16 protein-coding genes and 1 pseudogene are annotated in these 16,931 nt (G+C 53.2%); 3 read left to right on the forward strand and 14 right to left on the reverse strand.

Annotated elements, in window-relative coordinates; all coding sequences use genetic code 11:
* Positions 1 to 296 (forward strand): annotated as a pseudogene (locus tag Q4526_RS02600) (UDP-2,3-diacylglucosamine diphosphatase); the annotation flags it as partial.
* 81 nt (positions 297 to 377) lie between these two features.
* On the opposite strand, the gene Q4526_RS02605 reads toward Q4526_RS02600, so the two are convergent.
* From Q4526_RS02605 to Q4526_RS02630, 6 genes are all read right to left on the reverse strand, one after another.
* Positions 378 to 1,544: a patatin-like phospholipase family protein gene (locus Q4526_RS02605; RefSeq protein ID WP_215975232.1), complete on the reverse strand. Its 1,167-nt coding sequence runs from the start codon at positions 1,542 to 1,544 to the stop codon at positions 378 to 380.
* 20 nt (positions 1,545 to 1,564) lie between these two features.
* Complete coding sequence (locus tag Q4526_RS02610) at positions 1,565 to 3,172, reverse strand: AMP-binding protein (protein WP_215975233.1); 1,608 nt, start codon at positions 3,170 to 3,172, stop codon at positions 1,565 to 1,567.
* Between the two features lie 88 nt (positions 3,173 to 3,260).
* A complete protein-coding gene (locus Q4526_RS02615) occupies positions 3,261 to 3,836 on the reverse strand; it encodes a CoA pyrophosphatase (RefSeq protein ID WP_215975234.1) in 576 nt (191 codons plus the stop codon).
* Positions 3,829 to 4,140 carry a YqfO family protein gene (locus Q4526_RS02620; RefSeq protein ID WP_215975235.1) on the reverse strand — a complete coding sequence of 104 codons (312 nt, stop codon included), beginning with the start codon at positions 4,138 to 4,140 and terminating at the stop codon, positions 3,829 to 3,831. Before Q4526_RS02620 ends, Q4526_RS02615 begins: the two co-directional genes overlap by 8 nt.
* A 107-nt stretch (positions 4,141 to 4,247) precedes the next feature.
* On the reverse strand, positions 4,248 to 5,423 hold the full coding sequence (locus Q4526_RS02625; protein WP_215975236.1) for a phosphoglycerate dehydrogenase: 1,176 nt from the start codon (positions 5,421 to 5,423) through the stop codon (positions 4,248 to 4,250).
* Between the two features lie 82 nt (positions 5,424 to 5,505).
* A complete protein-coding gene (locus tag Q4526_RS02630; protein WP_215975237.1) occupies positions 5,506 to 6,621 on the reverse strand; it encodes a phosphoserine transaminase in 1,116 nt (371 codons plus the stop codon).
* 172 nt (positions 6,622 to 6,793) lie between these two features.
* On the opposite strand from Q4526_RS02630, the gene rrtA reads away from it, so the two are divergent.
* On the forward strand, positions 6,794 to 7,390 hold the full coding sequence (gene rrtA, locus Q4526_RS02635) for a rhombosortase (protein WP_303604105.1): 597 nt from the start codon (positions 6,794 to 6,796) through the stop codon (positions 7,388 to 7,390).
* 12 nt (positions 7,391 to 7,402) lie between these two features.
* On the opposite strand, the gene Q4526_RS02640 is transcribed toward rrtA, so the two are convergent.
* The 3 genes from Q4526_RS02640 to Q4526_RS02650 form a co-directional block, all read right to left on the reverse strand.
* Positions 7,403 to 7,864, reverse strand: a complete 462-nt coding sequence (locus tag Q4526_RS02640) for a regulatory protein RecX (protein ID WP_215975239.1) — start codon at positions 7,862 to 7,864, stop codon at positions 7,403 to 7,405.
* A 10-nt stretch (positions 7,865 to 7,874) separates the two neighbouring features.
* A complete protein-coding gene (gene recA / locus Q4526_RS02645) occupies positions 7,875 to 8,903 on the reverse strand; it encodes a recombinase RecA (RefSeq protein ID WP_215975240.1) in 1,029 nt (342 codons plus the stop codon).
* Between the two features lie 148 nt (positions 8,904 to 9,051).
* Positions 9,052 to 9,552 (reverse strand): CinA family protein, encoded by a 501-nt coding sequence (locus tag Q4526_RS02650; RefSeq protein ID WP_303609518.1) that lies wholly within the window; start codon positions 9,550 to 9,552, stop codon positions 9,052 to 9,054.
* Positions 9,553 to 9,697: 145 nt separating this feature from the next.
* On the opposite strand from Q4526_RS02650, the gene Q4526_RS02655 reads away from it, so the two are divergent.
* Positions 9,698 to 10,138, forward strand: coding sequence for a DUF2147 domain-containing protein (locus Q4526_RS02655; RefSeq protein ID WP_215975242.1), 441 nt, complete (start codon positions 9,698 to 9,700; stop codon positions 10,136 to 10,138).
* Between the two features lie 366 nt (positions 10,139 to 10,504).
* Here the strand turns inward: Q4526_RS02655 and Q4526_RS02660 are convergent, their stop codons facing one another.
* From Q4526_RS02660 to Q4526_RS02680, 5 genes are read right to left on the reverse strand one after another with little or no spacing between them, the layout of a single operon-like run.
* Positions 10,505 to 11,161, reverse strand: coding sequence for a CDP-alcohol phosphatidyltransferase family protein (locus Q4526_RS02660; RefSeq protein WP_215975243.1), 657 nt, complete (start codon positions 11,159 to 11,161; stop codon positions 10,505 to 10,507).
* A gap of 2 nt (positions 11,162 to 11,163) precedes the next feature.
* Positions 11,164 to 11,835, reverse strand: coding sequence for an ATP-binding cassette domain-containing protein (locus Q4526_RS02665; RefSeq protein WP_215975244.1), 672 nt, complete (start codon positions 11,833 to 11,835; stop codon positions 11,164 to 11,166).
* On the reverse strand, positions 11,828 to 13,480 hold the full coding sequence (locus Q4526_RS02670) for a hypothetical protein (RefSeq protein WP_215975245.1): 1,653 nt from the start codon (positions 13,478 to 13,480) through the stop codon (positions 11,828 to 11,830). Before Q4526_RS02670 ends, Q4526_RS02665 begins: the two co-directional genes overlap by 8 nt.
* Positions 13,477 to 14,622 carry an ABC transporter substrate-binding protein gene (locus Q4526_RS02675; RefSeq protein ID WP_215975246.1) on the reverse strand — a complete coding sequence of 382 codons (1,146 nt, stop codon included), beginning with the start codon at positions 14,620 to 14,622 and terminating at the stop codon, positions 13,477 to 13,479. Before Q4526_RS02675 ends, Q4526_RS02670 begins: the two co-directional genes overlap by 4 nt.
* On the reverse strand, positions 14,591 to 16,903 hold the full coding sequence (locus Q4526_RS02680) for a TonB-dependent siderophore receptor (RefSeq protein ID WP_303609519.1): 2,313 nt from the start codon (positions 16,901 to 16,903) through the stop codon (positions 14,591 to 14,593). The genes Q4526_RS02675 and Q4526_RS02680 overlap by 32 nt, the downstream gene beginning before the upstream one ends.
* Positions 16,904 to 16,931: the final 28 nt, after the last annotated feature.

A 16,931-nucleotide genomic window follows, 5' to 3' on the forward strand; every position in this document is an offset into this window, starting at 1 on the left:
CCCAGCCAATCAACACACGCCGCGCCCTCGCCGCAGAGTTGCGAGCCAAAAGCAAAATGATGAACAGCTCTAAGCCCGAAGACATTATGGATGTTACCCCCGAGGCGGTCGAAGAGTGCATGCGCGATCACAAGGTTGCGCGCTTAATACACGGCCACACCCACCGCCCCAATCGTCATTCGCTTAGCGTTAATGGTGAAACTGTCGAGCGGGTAGTGCTGGGTGACTGGCACGATTACGCTTGGTGTGTGCGCGCCAACGCCGATGAGCTTTTGCTTGAGAAGTGGGAAATTTAACTCCTGCGGTGCGCTAACGGCCCATAAAAAAAGAGAGCTATGAGCTCTCTTTTTTTATGGGGCATCTATTCTTAACGTTTATTAATCCGTCGTTGAAGATGTCACCGTGGGCGTAAAAAACTCGCGCATGCGGGCCGACTCCCACATGGTATCTTGATAACCCAGCTCAATTAACTCTGAAATAAAGGGTCCAGAAAAAGACAAATAGCTGGCAGCCGTCGCCCCGCCACCTTTGGCGGTGGCACCAATGGCACGCAAGAAAAAACGCACGCTGCGAGGCAAGTAACGGATTTTTCGCCCAGCGATGACATCCACCGCTTTACTGGGTGAAACCACCAAATTGCGCACAGGACGCAGCTCAATCCCCTGCGCTTGACGCACCTCAGGGGGGATAACTTCCAGCAAGGTGTTTAACCGCTCCATATGTTCTATGTCATTTTCCAGCGCGTCAATAAAGGCGCTGTTTAATAGGTGCCCAACAATTTGTGCCATAGAAGGCGAGTGGCGAACCGGTACACGCTTGCCCCAGTGCTTAGGGTTGCGGTTACCACTGACACCAATCACAAACAATGCGTCGGCCCCTAGGTGCAAAGCGGGGCTCATGGGGGCTAATTGCCGCAGGGCACCATCACCAAAATACTCACGGTTAATGCGCACGGTAGGGAAAATCGTAGGAATAGCCGACGAAGCCAGTAAGTGCTCTAAGCGCAAATCGGTAGGCACACCCGCCCGGCGAAAGCGTTGCCAAGCCTCAAGTTCGGGACGCCCCTGAAAAAAGCTTACCGATTGCCCCGAGGTGTAACCCATAGCCGTTATGCTCACCGCGTGCAGTTTATTGGCGGCTATATTGTGGCCGATGTTGGCAAAGTGAATTTTGCTGCCCAACAACTCCCACAAAGGCGTGTTGTCCAACAAAGACAGAGGTCGATGACGCCCCACCCCTTCGTTGAACAGCGAAAAACCAATACGGCTGAGCCCTTTTAACATATCGGCCCAGCCGTGGCGGTAGACCTGATTAATGCTCAGCTCGTGCCAAATGGCTGCCAGATCGGCAATAGCTTCGCGAAAGTTGCCCGGGTGCGAGGCGAGTGCCACCGCGTTAATAGCCCCGGCCGAGGTGCCACAAATCACAGGAAACGGGTTGTCGACACCCTCCGGCAGAATATCGGCCAAGGCTTGTAAAACTCCCACTTGGTAGGCTGCCCGGGCGCCCCCTCCCGAGAGTATAAGTGCTGTTTTACTGCTCAAACGTTATTTTCCTAGATACATTATTCTTTTAATTCACGACGCAGAACTTTGCCGACATTAGTTTTGGGTAGCTCATCGCGAAACTCAACGCTGTGAGGCACTTTGTAACCCGTCAGAGATTTGCGGGCAAAAGTACGGATGTCTTGCTCGGTTAAGGCGGTATTACTCACCACAACAAAGGCTTTCACAACTTCACCGCTTTCCTCGTCTTCCATGCCGACTACGGCCGCCTCTAAGATATCGGGGTGTTCGCATAGAACATCCTCAACCTCGTTGGGAAAAACTTTAAAACCGGAGACATTGATCATGTCTTTTTTGCGATCCACAATTTTGACATATCCTTCAGCATCAATGGTGGCAATATCACCGGTTTTTAACCAACCGTCCTCATCCAAAATCTCGGCGGTTGCCTCGGGTCGCTGCCAGTAGCCCTTCATTACCTGGGGGCCGCGCACGCATAGTTCACCGGGCTCACCGTCGGCAGGCGTCTCGCCATCTTCGTCAATCACCTTCACCTCGGTTTCCGGGATAGGCAAGCCGACAGTGCCCAGTTTAATGCTGTAGCGCGGATTAACACATACCACCGGAGAGGTTTCGGTTAAGCCGTAGCCTTCACTGACCGGCACACCGGTCACCTCCTCCCAGTGCTTGGCAGCATCGTGAGTAAGGGCCATACCGCCAGAGGCGGTGCAGCGCAATTTAGAAAAATCCAAAGCGCGAAAATCACTGTTGCGAACAAGGGCATTGAATAGAGTATTAAGTCCCACAAAACACGTAAACGGCACGCCTTTCAAGGCTTTAACAAAACCTGGAATATCCCGTGGGTTAGGAATCAGCACGCTATGATTACCCAAGGTTAAAGCACACATACAGTGAATGGTATAGGCATAAATATGATACAGCGGCAGTGGGGCAATAAATAAATCTTGGTTGGTTTTAAACACATCACTCATATGTAGATTCACTTGCAGCATATTCGCCACAAGGTTGCGGTGGGTGAGCATGGCGCCTTTTGCCACCCCGGTGGTGCCGCCGGTGTATTGTAAAACCGCGACATCATCCGCTGTGCCCGAAACGGGCTGCCAGTCATCTGCGCTCACTGAGTTCAATGCCTGATTAAAACGAACGCTGGTATCAAAGGAAAACGCCGGCACCATTTTTTTAATGTGCTTAACAACAAAGTTAATCAGGGTGCGCTTTATGGGCGGATGTAAGTCGGCAAGCTCGGTCAGAATCACATGCTCTACATCTGTCTGGCCCACCACATCGGCTGCATGAGCGGCCACATTGGCCAATACCACTAACGCCTTAGCGCCAGAATCGGTTAATTGGTGCTTCAATTCGGTGGCGGTGTACAGCGGATTGGTGTTGACCACAATAAGGCCCGCCCGCAAAGCACCAAATACAGCAACAGGGTATTGCAAGACATTGGGCAGCTGAATGGCGATGCGGTCACCCGGTTTAAGGGTGGTATGGTGCTGGAGATAAGCCGCAAAACGCGCGGATAACTCATCTAACTCTCGGTAAGTAATGGTGTGATTTAAGCAGGAAAATGCTGGGCTATCCGCATAATTGCGGCACGCTTCGGCAAATACCTCACCGATCATTCGGTTGCAATCCAAGCTCATATACCGACCTCCTTCGCCTATAGTTTTGTTATTGACGTTTTATGTAAACTGCCCATCGAGGCTGTACTGGCAGTATAGCCCAGAGAGATCACTCTGACAGAGAGAAAACCTCCATCGCCAGTCTATTACCAATCGCCGCCGTCAGCCCCCAAATGGTATGTTGTTGATATTCAAACACGGGGATACGATAATTCTTACCGCGCTGCTGGACGCTGCGCCACGCCGCCGCTTGATTGGACTCTAACAGACGCAAGGGCATAGTGAAAATAAGATCCAGCTCGGCCGGGTCTGGCACGAGGTGTACATCACAGGGAATAACCCCAATCACCGGCGTCACCACCACACCTTTTAAGGTTTGAAATTGTGGGTAGCAACCCAGTACATCCACCTGATCGGGCGCCAACCCCACCTCTTCGAAACTCTCGCGCAGCGCGGTTTGCACTAAGTTAGCATCTTGTCGCTCCCACTTGCCACCAGGGAACGCAATTTCAGAGGGGTGTTGTGCCAAATGAGCGGCGCGGCGGGTGAGAATAATGTGCGGATTGTCAGGAGGGCCGCTAAGGGCTAACAATACGGCAGCCTGCCCCGTGTAGCGCTCAGCGCTTAGCTGGTTATCAGCCGGCAGTAACTGGCTGGATAAACCAAGCCAAGCCGACTCAGACATCGGCCAGGCGCCAGATATCGTAGGCGGGTTCTTCGAACGGGTGCGCTTTTACCAAAGCATCGCGTGCAGCCCGTATGTGTTCATCGAGGCAGACGGTTTCGACGCGCCATTCGGGCTCACGACTCAGTTCGTCTTGCGCGCCGATAAAAGGCTGGGCACCGGCCAATGGGCGGAACTGCCCCACGCCTTCGACTTGCCAACAGCATTGGTCGTAATCGCCAATACATCCGGCACCGGCGGTAAATACCGCCGTTTTAACCGATTCGAGATGACTGCCCGGGACAAAGAAAACCAGTTTATACATAAGTATTTACGGGTTACGGGTTACGGGTTACGGGTTACGGGTTACGGGTTACGGGTTACGGTAAAGTCTAACACTACTTCCCCCGTTCCCCGCAATCCGTCCACCGGCTAGATCACTCTAACAGCAATAACATGCTCTACGGCACAAATCGCGTCCACCACATCTGCCGCTGGCGCTTGCTCTAGGTCGATTATGTTGTACGCCATATCGCCGCGGCTTTTGTTGACCATGTCGATTACGTTGACGCTTTTATCGGCCAGTACCGACAGTACGTTGCCCAATACTCCTGACACGTTATCGTTGCAGAAGGTGATACGAGCATTGCCGTTCGCCGCGCGCTCCATATGCACTGCGGGGAAATTAACCGAGTTTTTAATGTTGCCGTTTTCCAGATAGTCCATCAGCTGATCGGCCACCATAATGGCGCAGTTTTCTTCCGCCTCTGCGGTGCTGGCACCGATGTGTGGGGTGGCGTAGACGTCATCACGATTAAGCAATACCGGCTCTGGGAAGTCGCAAATGTACATCCCTAGGTGCTTAGCATCTAAGCTTTTCACCACAGCCTCTGCATCGACTATCGCCTCGCGGGCGAAGTTCAGCAGTACCGCACCGGGCTTAACGGATTTTAATGTTTCTTCGTTAATCAGGTGGTGCGTGGCTTCGATAGCGGGTACGTGCAGGGTCATAAAGTCGGAACGCGACAGGAGCGCTTGCAAGTTCTCGGCACGCGCCACTTGGCTGGGCAAACGCCAGGCCGCTTCAACCGAAAGCGCAGGGTCGTAACCAATCACATTCATGCCTAAAGCCAGAGCAGTTTCGGCCACCATAGAGCCAATGGCACCCAAACCGACAACACCCAGAGTTTTGCCCATCAACTCACTGCCGGCAAACTGCGATTTTTGCTTTTCCATCAACTTGCTCATCTCGCCGGCATCGGTCATATCGGTGAGTGAGTTCGACCAATTCATGCCGCGAATAATCCCGCGCGATGACAGCAACATACCGGTCAACACCAGCTCTTTTACCGCATTGGCATTAGCGCCGGGAGCATTAAATACCACCACACCTTTTTTGCTGTAATCGGACACGGGCACATTATTGGTACCGGCACCGGCACGGGCAACGGCCTTTACCGACTCGGGCAGAGTCTCGTCATGCAGCTTGTGACTGCGCAGAATGTAACCGTCGGGATTATTAATATCGCTCGCCACTTCGTATTTCGCGCGGTCAAAACGATTGAGGCCTTTTACCGAAATTTTGTTGTAGGTTTTAATCTTGTACATGGTCTTCCCAGTCAAATTAGACGTAAGCGAATGCCTTTACGGCGCCTTTATAAAGGCGCTCTGCGTAAGGCGCTTATTGTTCTTATGCCGTGACTTGCTCGTAGGCCCAGCTCAACCAAGGCATCAGGGCCTTTAAGTCGGCCGCTTCAACCGTGGCACCGCACCAAATACGCAAGCCCGGAGGCGCGTCGCGGTAAGCGCCTATATCGTAGGCAACCCCTTCGCTATCAAGCAATTTAACCAGAGCTTTAACCTGCTCAGGCGTGGCGTCCAGCTTAAAGCAGACGCTGGTGTTGGAGCGAGTCGCCTTATCGGCGGCCAGAAATTCAATCCAGTCGTTCTCGGCAACAAACTCTTCCAGTACCGATAAATTATCTTCACTGCGTTGAATCGCAGCCGACACGCCGCCAATTGACTCAACCCAATCCAGTGCATCCAAGTAGTCGGCTACGCACAACATTGATGGGGTGTTAATGGTAGCGCCCTGAAAGATACCCTCAATCAATTTGCCGCCTTTAGTCATACGGAACAATTTGGGCATGGGCCAAGGGGGCGTGTAAGTTTCTAAACGCTCTACCGCGCGCGGGCTTAAAATCAGCACGCCGTGAGCGCCTTCACCGCCCAGCACTTTTTGCCAGCTGAAGGTAATAACATCGAGTTTTTCCCAGGGCATTTGCATGGCAAAAACCGCTGAGGTGGCATCGCAAATGGTTAAACCTTGGCGGTCGTCAGCAATCCAATCACCATTGGGCACTTTTACCCCGGAGGTGGTGCCATTCCAGGTAAAAATCACATCATGATCAAAATTAGCTTCGGCCAGATCAGGCAACTCTCCGTAATCCGCTTCCAGCGCACGTACATTATCCAGTTTAAGCTGCTTGGTGACATCGGTCAGCCAACCTTTGCCGAACGACTCCCACTGCATCACGTCCACCGGGCGCTCACCCAGTAGCGACCACATGGCCATCTCCACCGCGCCGGTATCGGAACCGGCCACAATACCCACGCGATAACCCTCGGGCAAACCCAACATTTGCTTGGTTTGCTCACAGGCACGGCCCAGGGCAGCTTTACCGATGGACGAACGGTGCGAGCGGCCCAGCGTTGAAGTATCCAGTTTGTTGACGTCATAACCTGGGCGTTTGCTACAGGGGCCAGACGAAAAATTAGGGTTTTGTGGTTTCACCGATGGTTGCATGACGTTCCTCTGAATTGGTCCAGAATGACGGAGCCAACACCTCAGACTGACTCAAACTCTTGAGCCGACCTAGACCTGCGCCTAGTAGGTGTATGAAAATTGGGCGCTGATTATGCCAGCTGAGCGGCTGCTGGTCTACGGTTTGCGGGGTTTATTCAGGTATAGTACCGCCATGAACTCTCGCCTTTACTTTTACCTTGCCGCTTTTATTGCGACTGTCGCCGTGCTCGGCCTAGGCTATGCCAGCGACCGGGTAAATGCCGACTGGCAATATCAGCCCGACTGGGCGGTGAGCGGAGAATACTGGCGACTGATCAGTGGTCATATCGCCCACCTAAACCTCACTCACGCAGCGCTCAATATGGCGGCGCTATGGCTTATTGTATTTAACCTGGGGGAGCAGTATCGCACCCGTGAATGGCTGTTTGCGGGCTTGGTAATATCGGTCGGCATCAGCCTAGGGCTGTGGCTATGGCGGCCCGACCTCAGCGACTACGTGGGGTTGTCTGGCACTTTACACGGGCTACTGTTGTACGGTTTGGCGCCATTATGCCAGGCAAAATCGAAATTAGCCTGGCTTGCTTTGGCAGCAGTCGGCGGCAAACTCGCTCTTGAGCAGCTCGCCCCTAACACCAACATAAGCACGCAGGAATTAATCGGTGGCAATGTGATTACCGATGCCCATCTATTAGGCGCAATGATTGGGGCGCTGTTCTATGCCGCTCGTACGGGGTTGATCACACTGACAAACACTAGAAGTAAAGCATAGAGAAGGAGCCATTCAGCGTTCAGCGTTAACAAGAGCAAAAATATCATCGGGGAAAAAGCCTCGGTACTGCAGGTAGCGCATGCGCTTGGCTTTTTCTTTCAAATCGGTGGCTGGCCGTGGGAATTTTCGCTCTAGCCGTTCGCGCGCCAGCTCGCGCCAATCGGCATCCGCCTCGGCCAGGGCTTGCTCAATAAGCGACGAGTCCACACCTTTTTGCCGCAACTCTTGGCTTATACGCAGCGGCCCGCGGCCCTTGGCAATGCTGGAGCGAACAAACATTTCGGTAAAGCGTATGTCGTCCAGATACCCCAGCTCCAACAACCACTCAATGGCATCTGCCGCCAAGTCAGCGTCGCCAAACTTGGCGGTTAACTTGCTCTGCAATTCAGCCGTACCGTGCTCGCGCCGGGTCAATGACGCAAGTGCGCTGTTGCGCACTTGCTCGCGGCTTGCTGACGAACCGGGGGAAGACATAGCAAAAAGCTTAGGCCTCTTCTTCGGCCTGTGGCTCTTCGGCTTTAGGAGCAGTGCCCAGTAGCTCGCCGCGTACGCGCGCTTCTAGCTCTTCTGCCACGGCGGGGTTTTCCTGCAAAAACTTCACAACATTGTTTTTGCCCTGGCCGATTTTATCGCCGTTGTAGCTGTACCAAGCACCGGCTTTATCCACCATGCCCAGCTTCACACCAAAGTCGATCACCTCGCCCAGGCGGTTGATGCCCTGACCGTACATAATCTGAAATTCGGTTTGCTTAAACGGTGGCGCCACCTTGTTTTTCACGACTTTAACGCGGGTTTCGGAGCCTGTCACTTCGTCCCCATCTTTCACCGCACCAATGCGGCGGATATCCAAACGGACCGACGAGTAAAACTTAAGTGCATTACCACCGGTGGTGGTTTCGGGGTTGCCGAACATCACACCGATTTTCATACGAATTTGGTTAATAAAAATCACCAGGCAATTGGCGTTTTTAATATTACCGGTAATTTTGCGCAGCGCCTGCGACATTAAACGCGCCTGCAGACCCACGTGGTGGTCACCCATTTCACCTTCAATTTCCGCTTTGGGCGTTAGCGCTGCTACCGAATCGACAACCAGCACATCCACCGCGCCCGAGCGCACCAGCATATCGGACACCTCAAGCGCTTGCTCGCCGGTATCTGGCTGGGAAATAATCAAATCATCGACATTAACGCCCAGTTTTTCGGCGTAAATGGGGTCAAGGGCGTGTTCGGCATCAATAAAGGCACATGTACCGCCGGTGCGCTGAGCTTCGGCAATAACTTGTAAGGTCAGTGTTGTTTTACCGGAGGACTCGGGACCATAAATTTCAACAATACGACCTTTGGGTAAACCGCCAATACCCAGGGCTACATCCAGCCCCAAAGAGCCGGTGGAAATAGAGGGTACGGCAACCCGCTCCCGGTCACCCATGCGCATAACGGTGCCTTTACCAAACTGGCGCTCAATTTGGCCTAGTGCCGCCTGCAAAGCCTTTTCTTTATTCGCGTCCATATGTCACCTCAACTCAATAATAAATTCTTAAATTCGACCATTTTTTGTACCGGCACTCTGAATTGGGCCAGCTTTTGAGTAAGCATACAGTAAAAACCTGTACAAGCAAACAGTACTAGGCATTTATACAGTACTTTTTGTAGGATTATTACCGAATGATGGCCAGCAATCCGCGCAGGGCGGTCACGCACGCCTGCTCCCGCACTTGAGTGCGGTCGCCTTCATAGACATAACACTCACTCAACAGGGTGTTATTGGGGCCTGCCCAGGCCAGCCATACAGTGCCCACCGGCTTATCTTTACTGCCACCGTCGGGCCCGGCAATGCCACTGACCGCAACGGCTATTTCCGCCCCACTCACACGCAGAGCGCCGAGTGCCATCTGTTCGACTACCTCGCAACTGACTGCGCCAGCCGTCTCTAGCAGCTCGGGCGACACCCCTAACAACTCTACTTTAGCCGAATTGGCGTAACTGACAATGCCAGTGCCAAACCACGCCGAGCTACCGGCCACCTCAGTAATAGCAGCGGCCACCCCCCCACCTGTACACGACTCTGCAGTTGTCACGGTCCAGCCTCTATCGCGGAGCACACTGCCAAGTTCAGTGGATAAATGCAGCAAGGTTGAGTGGTAAGTAGATTGCGACATAATCATCTCCTGTTGTTGCCTCCAATATACTCAAGTTGTCCGTGCCAATACAGCCCAATATACCGCCAACAAAGGTGGATGCTCGGGTATGGGTTGACTATAGTTGTTACAACAAACTGGCCACTACCGCCCGAGGATATCCACCGTGAAACATGTATACCGCCCCTTACTCGCCCTGCTCGCTTATTGTCTTGCAGCGCCACTGCTAGCAGCCACTATTGAGGGCACCTGGATCACCATCGATGACGCCGATGGCAGCCAAAAAAGTTTAATAGAGCTAACCCTTACCCCTGAAAAAGAACTAACTGGCACTATCACTCAGTTGTTACAAGAAAAAAATCAGGGACTAGTCTGCGAGAAATGCCCAGACAAGTTTAAAGACCAACCCGTCGAGGGACTCACTATTATGTGGGGACTGAAACAAACGGACAAAGGCGAATGGCGCAACGGCAAAATACTCGACCCAAAAACCGGCAAGGTCTATAAAGCCCGCGCGGAACTGAGTGAAAACGGCACCGAGTTAACCGTGCGCGGTTATATTGGTTTTTCTTTGTTTGGCAGAAGTCAAATCTGGCAACGAAAATAGCAACAATAACCCTATTATGACAAACAAATAGGTTTCACTTCTACCGCGCACTTTACCATCGGCCACGATGAGGGACGCTCGTACATCTAGGCATCTGCTCAACGGAATCAACAAAAACAAGAGGGTATTCGATCCTATTGATCCCAGGTGTCACACGCTTAAGAGCATTTGCCAAGTAAACAGCTCTGACTCCACCGCCACTATGGACGCGCAGCCCAATAGAGGTCTTGTCCATCAAGACTCATCATCCGTGTGCTCATCAACGGCCTTAGCTCTTTACTGGAATGATTGGCAGGTATATAGATCATCCAGGGAAGGTGCCCCTAACCCAAACTGCAGGGTTGATATTGCGCTGGTAATAGTGGCTCACTTTCCCGATTTATTGCTGTCTTGGTTGTGGTTGTGCTGGCGCTCCAAGTGTTTTAACGTCAGGTAACCCGACCAAAGTCTGGAGCCTGTTGTTACCCAGCATAAAACGGCAAACACCCCTGCAAGTATTGGAAAATACTGCGGAAACAGGCAAAACAATATTAAAAATAATATGGTCTCGGAGCCTTCCGCTAAGCCGCCCATGTAATAAAGGGATTTTTGTGGATAGTCGGGGTTGTCTATGCTGTATTTGCCGGAAACCGCCGAAAAGGCTAAAAAGGTGGCTCCGCTGCCCATAAACGAGAGCATCAGTAAGCCTGCCCATCCCCCGTTGCGATCCAGGTCGGCCAACAAAAAGCCCAAGCACACGGCACTGTAAAAAATAAAATCTAATACGATATCTAAATAGCCGCCGGCATCGCTGATGCCTTGGATTCGCGCAAGCGCCCCATCCAGGCCATCAAAGAATCGGTTTAACGCAATGGCAACAAGGGCAACGCTGTACCAGTTTAATGCCAGTGCAGGTACGGCGAGCATGCCAATCATAAAGCCTATAAGTGTGATTTGGTCGGCCTTAACATTCCATCGGTCTAGGTAAATCGCCAACCGCTTTAGCGGGGTTCGCGTCAGCGGTACTAGGCGTGTATCAAACATGGTTACTCCTGTAATACGTTTGCGGCAGCATTGTCGATACTTAATAGCGGCCCGCGTTGTTCTGGCAGCGTTGGGCGATCGTGCAAATCGTGGCTCACCATGAGCGCGGGGATTTGCCACTGGGCAATTTGCTCAAATGTCCACTGCCGTACGTCTTCTCGCCGGTGCTGATCGAGCGCAGCAAAGGGCTCATCCAACAGCAACGCTTTAGGTTCATTGATAAGCGCACGCAACAACGCAATGCGCGCTTGCTCGCCGCCGCTAAGTGTGGCGGGCATGGCTTTGCGTTTGTCGGCAAGCCCCACCGCCACCAGCAATGTTTCTAACCGCTCGGCCCGCGCAGCGCGCGACTGGTATGGCGCACGCCGAGGTAAAGCAAACAATAAATTTTGCTCGACCGACAAATGCGGAAACAACAGTGCCGACTGAAACAACATGCCAATGCGCCGCTCGCTAACGCTGTGTTGCGTGATACTCTCATTGTTTAATCGAGCGCTGCCGGTGATATCAAACACCGACGGTGCTTGACCGAGCAGCCACAGCAGCAAGGTTGATTTACCGCTCCCGCTGGGGCCCATAATCATGCCAACCTTACCCGGTGCTACGCAGCATTCGGGCACCTCAAGCAGCGTCTGCCCCGCTTGGGCTATGCGTACCTGCTGCAACTCAAGCATTCTGTCTCCTTGTTACCAGGGCCAAATAAAGCGCCACGGCCAGCAGTGCGGCCAAAGGTAAAATAAATTGCCATAAGGCATAAAAACTCAGCAATTGCCGATCGCCGCCACTACTCACATTGACCGCCTCGGTGGTTAACGTGACCACTCGCCCCGCGCCCAACAACTGAGTGGGTACGTACTGCGCCACACTGACCGAAAACGCAATCACCCAACCGTAGAGAATGGGTCTGCGCAACATCGGCAATAACAATCTCAGCCAACAGCCCAACGGCGAATACCCCAGCGACTGGCCCACCAACAACCAGCGCCGATCATAACGTTGGTAATCCCCCGCCACCACCAAATAGGCGTAGGGAAATGCAAACACACAGTGGGCCCAAAACACCCAACCCAGGTGCGGCGCCAGCTGGAACATACTCGCGCCGTATTGCCAAGCCATCACCAGTGGCAACTGCGGGGCCAGCAGCGCTAACAGCATAGGCCACTGGGGCCAACGACGGCGGCTAGTATGCTGTGCTTCCAGGCAGGCTAGCGCCGCCACGAGCGCAATGGTGGCGCTGGCGGCGGCCAACTTGAGAGTAGTCCAAATCATCGGTTGCACATACAGCCATTCGCGCTGCCATAAATCAGCATTAATTGCGCTGGGTAATACGCGAGGATAAAACCAACCCGAGGCCAGCGACCAAACCGCCAGCGACACTAACACCCCAATCGACAGCACCACCATCATTGGTAGCCAAAGCCGCGCTACGTGCATAGCCGTGCCACCGAGCACGTGCAGCACCTTAGGCATTGCCCGCCCACTACGCCAGACCCAGGTTAACGCCCACGCATAAAGCGGCTGATGTAAACGATTAAGGCCCAACAGACAGAGCGTAATCCCCAGCAATAAAGCCGAGCCAAGCAGGGCGTTAACGCCCGCATAAGGCGCGAAGTCTCGCTGCCACGCCAGTACCTCTTGCGCTAACACGCCGGGTAAATTGGGCCCAATCAACAAAGGGATATCGACCACAGAGACGGTATAAACCATCACCGCGGCCATGGGCAATGTTAAGCGGCGCAAAAGCTCCGGCACGATAAGCTGCCACCAACTAGCGGTAGCCGAATACCCCAATGAACAGCCCACCTGGCGGTATCGGGCGATAGGCAACTGGGCGCATGCGCTGTAAATCATCAGCAATAAAAACGGTACTTCTTTTAGTATTAGTACCACCAACAAGGTCGTAAAAGACCGCTCGGGCAGCAGCGCCACCTCGGGCGGCACTGCAAATGCGCCACTCACACTGTGCAGTGCCCGCACCAACCAGCCACTGGGGCTAAACAAAAAAACGATGCCCACCGCAAACGCTAAATGCGGAATCGACAACAGTGGTGACAACCACACGGACATTTTATGAGAGGTGCGTGCACTAAACGCCAGCGCCATGTAACACGCTAAAAGCGGCGCAACAATCGCCAGAGCCAGTGAATAAACCGTGGCGGGCACAAGCCCTGGGGCATTGCTAAACCTGAGTAATTCTGCGGCGGTTACCGCCCCCAATTGTTGACCAAAGCTCAGCAGCGCCACACCCAAAGGAATGACAATAAGCACCAGCACGCTAACGACTGCAGCGGGGGTAAACAGACGCGCTGAGTTGTTCACCGCTGGTATCTCTGTAACCAGCGCTGCTCAAGTGCGTTTTGCCAACTGGCATGGAGCTCGGTCGCGCTCGGCAACAGCGTACCGCCCTCGGGTAAGTCCACAACGGCAGGATCACCCCAGTACGCGGTATCAGCTTTGCGCTGCTGCGCTTTCTCAGAGATTAAAAAATTAATGGCAACTTTTGCCGCCGCCGAATGCGAGGCGTTGCGAGGAATGGCCAAATAATGGCTATTGGTAATCGCCCCGACCGAAAAATAATGTTGCTGCACATTTCTAGGCAACCGGCTGGCCTCGACTTTGGCGGCGAGCTCTTGCGGATTAAAACTAAACGCCACCGAGAGTTTGGCATCGGCCAACCACTGCAGTTGCTGCGCTGAGCTTTGCGCAAAGACGGTGCCCCCCTCCCACAACATTGGATGCAGCTTATCCAGGTATTGCCACAGCACCGGTAACAGCTGTGCCATGGCGGTCTCGGAGGCAGGTTGATACAAGCGCGGATCGCTGTCGGTTAAATCCAGCAACAACGATTTTAAAAGTGTTGTGCCAATAAAATCCGGCGGCTTGGGGTAACTTAATTTGCCGGGGTTTTGCTTGGCAAAGTCCAATAGTTGTGCGGCATTTATGGCGGCATCGGCAAAGCTATTATCGCGGGCGATAAGATTAAACTGACCAATTCCCCAAGGCACCTCCAGGCCATCGACCGGCACGCCGAAATCGCTTGCCAGTGGCAGTTTATCGTGCAGTAAATCGGCGCTATTGGGTACGGCTGTTAACACATCGGGCAGCAGGAGGTTGTCGCGCTTTAGCACGTGAAAGTTCTCGCCATTGACCCACAAAAGATCAATGGCACCGCCATCAAGACGGCCAGCCTGTGCATCGACTTGCAAGCGTTGCACAGCTTGAGCGATATCGGGCACTTTAACGTGCTTTAGCCGAACGCCGTAGCGGCGATTTAATTCGCCGTCGGCCCAGCGCAAATAACGATTAACATCGTCAGAGCCGCCCCATGCGTAAAAGTACACGGTGTCGCCACGGGCCTCGGCCTGTACCTCAGACCAATCGGCGGCGGTGCAGGTATTTGCCAGCAGCCACAACGCCGGCAATAAACGCTTAAAAATACTGGTTAAATTGAATTTGTACATAACGCGGCAATTCCGGAAAGACCAAAGAAGAGCCAAAATACCCGCCCTCAAATACCGGTGTCCAGTTTTCTTCGTTGGTCAGATTAAACACATCTAAGCGAATACGGCTGGCACCTTGGTTAAACTCATAGGCTAGGTTGGCATTAATGGTGAACTGCTCGCCCACCTCGACAGTTTGCAAGTAGTCCAGCGGGTAATCACCGGTTACCACCGTCGAGCCACCCACAGACCAGTTATCAGTCAGCGAATAACCGCCAGACGCTGACACACTCCACTCTGGCAATCCCTGTAAACGCTGATTAGAGGCCTCAAACGTCGTGAAATTAGGCGCACCAACCCCAGTACCTGCAATAATATCGGGCCGTGAGTCATCAAAAATATCGGCCACTTGGCCGGAGACCTGAAACGCCGCCGAGTGATCAAATTGTGCTTCCAGCCAATTGGCGCCCATGCTTGCCCAGGCATTATCAGAGCGGTAAAAAACTTGCGCTTCCAAGCCGCGAGTAGCAATGCCACTGTTGCTGCCATCGCGATTGCGCAAACTGCGGGTTTGCTCAAAGGCGGCGACATCGGCGTACCACGGCGAGCCGGCGGGCGCGTACTTCACCCCTAGCTCGTACAGTGTGTTTTCGGTAGCAAAGTTGAGCGAATCAATTTGATTTTGTGCTCCCAACACCGTGCCACCCGCCATACTATTAGAGGTAGACTCGCTGTAGCTGCCGGTGGCATACAAGGTTACCGACTCGCTGGGGCGATAGTGCAATGTCGCCTCACCCGCCTTTAGAAAATCGTTATGAGTATCGCGGCCAGGCGTTACGCCTGCGGGGGCAATCGGATCGCGTGCGGCCACATCGTACCAGTCGCCACGCGCGCCCAAAGTTAACTGCAAGTGCTCACTGAGTGGCTGCCTGTGCTGAATAAACACACCCGTTTGCACACTGGTGGAGTCTGTTGTGTCAGACAGATTAAAATCTCCAGCCCCGTCATCATTAAGGTCATACTGACCGCCCGGTGAGACAAACACACCGGGGCGCAGTTGCACTAACCGCGCTTGTTGTTCGGCGGTTAATGGAATTTCGCGATTACTCAGGGGGCCGGTCAAGTCGGTAGGTGAATCGGCCTCGGTGCTAAATTGGCTGTAACCCAAGACATCGTTGTAACGCACGGCGGCGCCAACAATGGTGTTATTAATGTGCAACTCCAGGCGGTTATCAAACGTATCAGCGCCATCAATAATTTCGACAAAGCTGTTTTGCGCAATCTCTTCGCGCTCAAGATGCTCGTAGTAAGTTCGGTTTACCAATCGGACTGAGTCGGCAAGATCAACCGAAATAACCGAGTGCAGAAGTGCAGTCTCGGCGCCATTAATATCGTCGGGGTGAGTCATGACCCTATTGCGGGGGATTTTTATTTCACCGGTGGGGCTAACTACCGACAGGGCCGCCGGCACGGTCGAGCCGTCAGGTTGTACTCCTTGGCCCTGCACATAAAAGCCGTTATCAATCAGGTTTTGCGTAGGTCGATTAATGCCCGCGTTATCGGTCCAATCAACATCGTAGTATTCAAATGAGAGATTCCACTCGATGTTATCGGAGGGCAGCAGACGATAAGAAGCAAACAGGTTGGTGCTATCTAAGCCCGCGTAGTCGTAAAAACTGCCTTCATCTTTAACCTCTACACTAATACGCGCGCCTTGACGCTCGGGCTCGATCACCCAAGCGTAATCCAGTTGTCCGCCGTATTGATCCCACTCGCCGGCAGTAATGCTAAGCCGCCCTTCTGGAGCATTTAAATTGGAGCGTTTGGGTGTAATATTAACGAATCCACCCGTGCGTTGCGTGGTTCCCAGTATGACCGATGGCGTACCGCGTACGATATCAATTTGCCCCACCGAGTTAAACGACAGCGGCAGGCCCAACCCGTTGTTGCCCGCCTGCCGGCGTAACCCTGATGAGAACAACTCCCCCAGCTGGCCGCGCAATGTCGGTAAGCTGGGGGCACCAAAACCCTTGGCTTGAAAGGTATTGGGGGCGACCCTTTGCAACTGCTGCAAGTCGTCGATAGCAGCCTCATTGAGCAGCCCTTCAGTTATCGGGGTGACCGACCGACCAATATCGGCAATGGTTTGCCCTAGCCCAAAGGCATTGTCGACGTCCTCACTGCGCACATTACCCATACCGCTAAGGGCTTCGCCCACCACCAATACGCTTTCGATACGGTCCACTTGGGCGTGGGTGGACAGGCTCGCCATCAGTACCGCACTAGCACATAAAGTGGGCACAGGTGTCCTTGATACTTTTTGTAATAAA

The organism is Gilvimarinus sp. 2_MG-2023, from assembly GCF_030547685.1.
Lineage (GTDB): Bacteria > Pseudomonadota > Gammaproteobacteria > Pseudomonadales > Cellvibrionaceae > Gilvimarinus.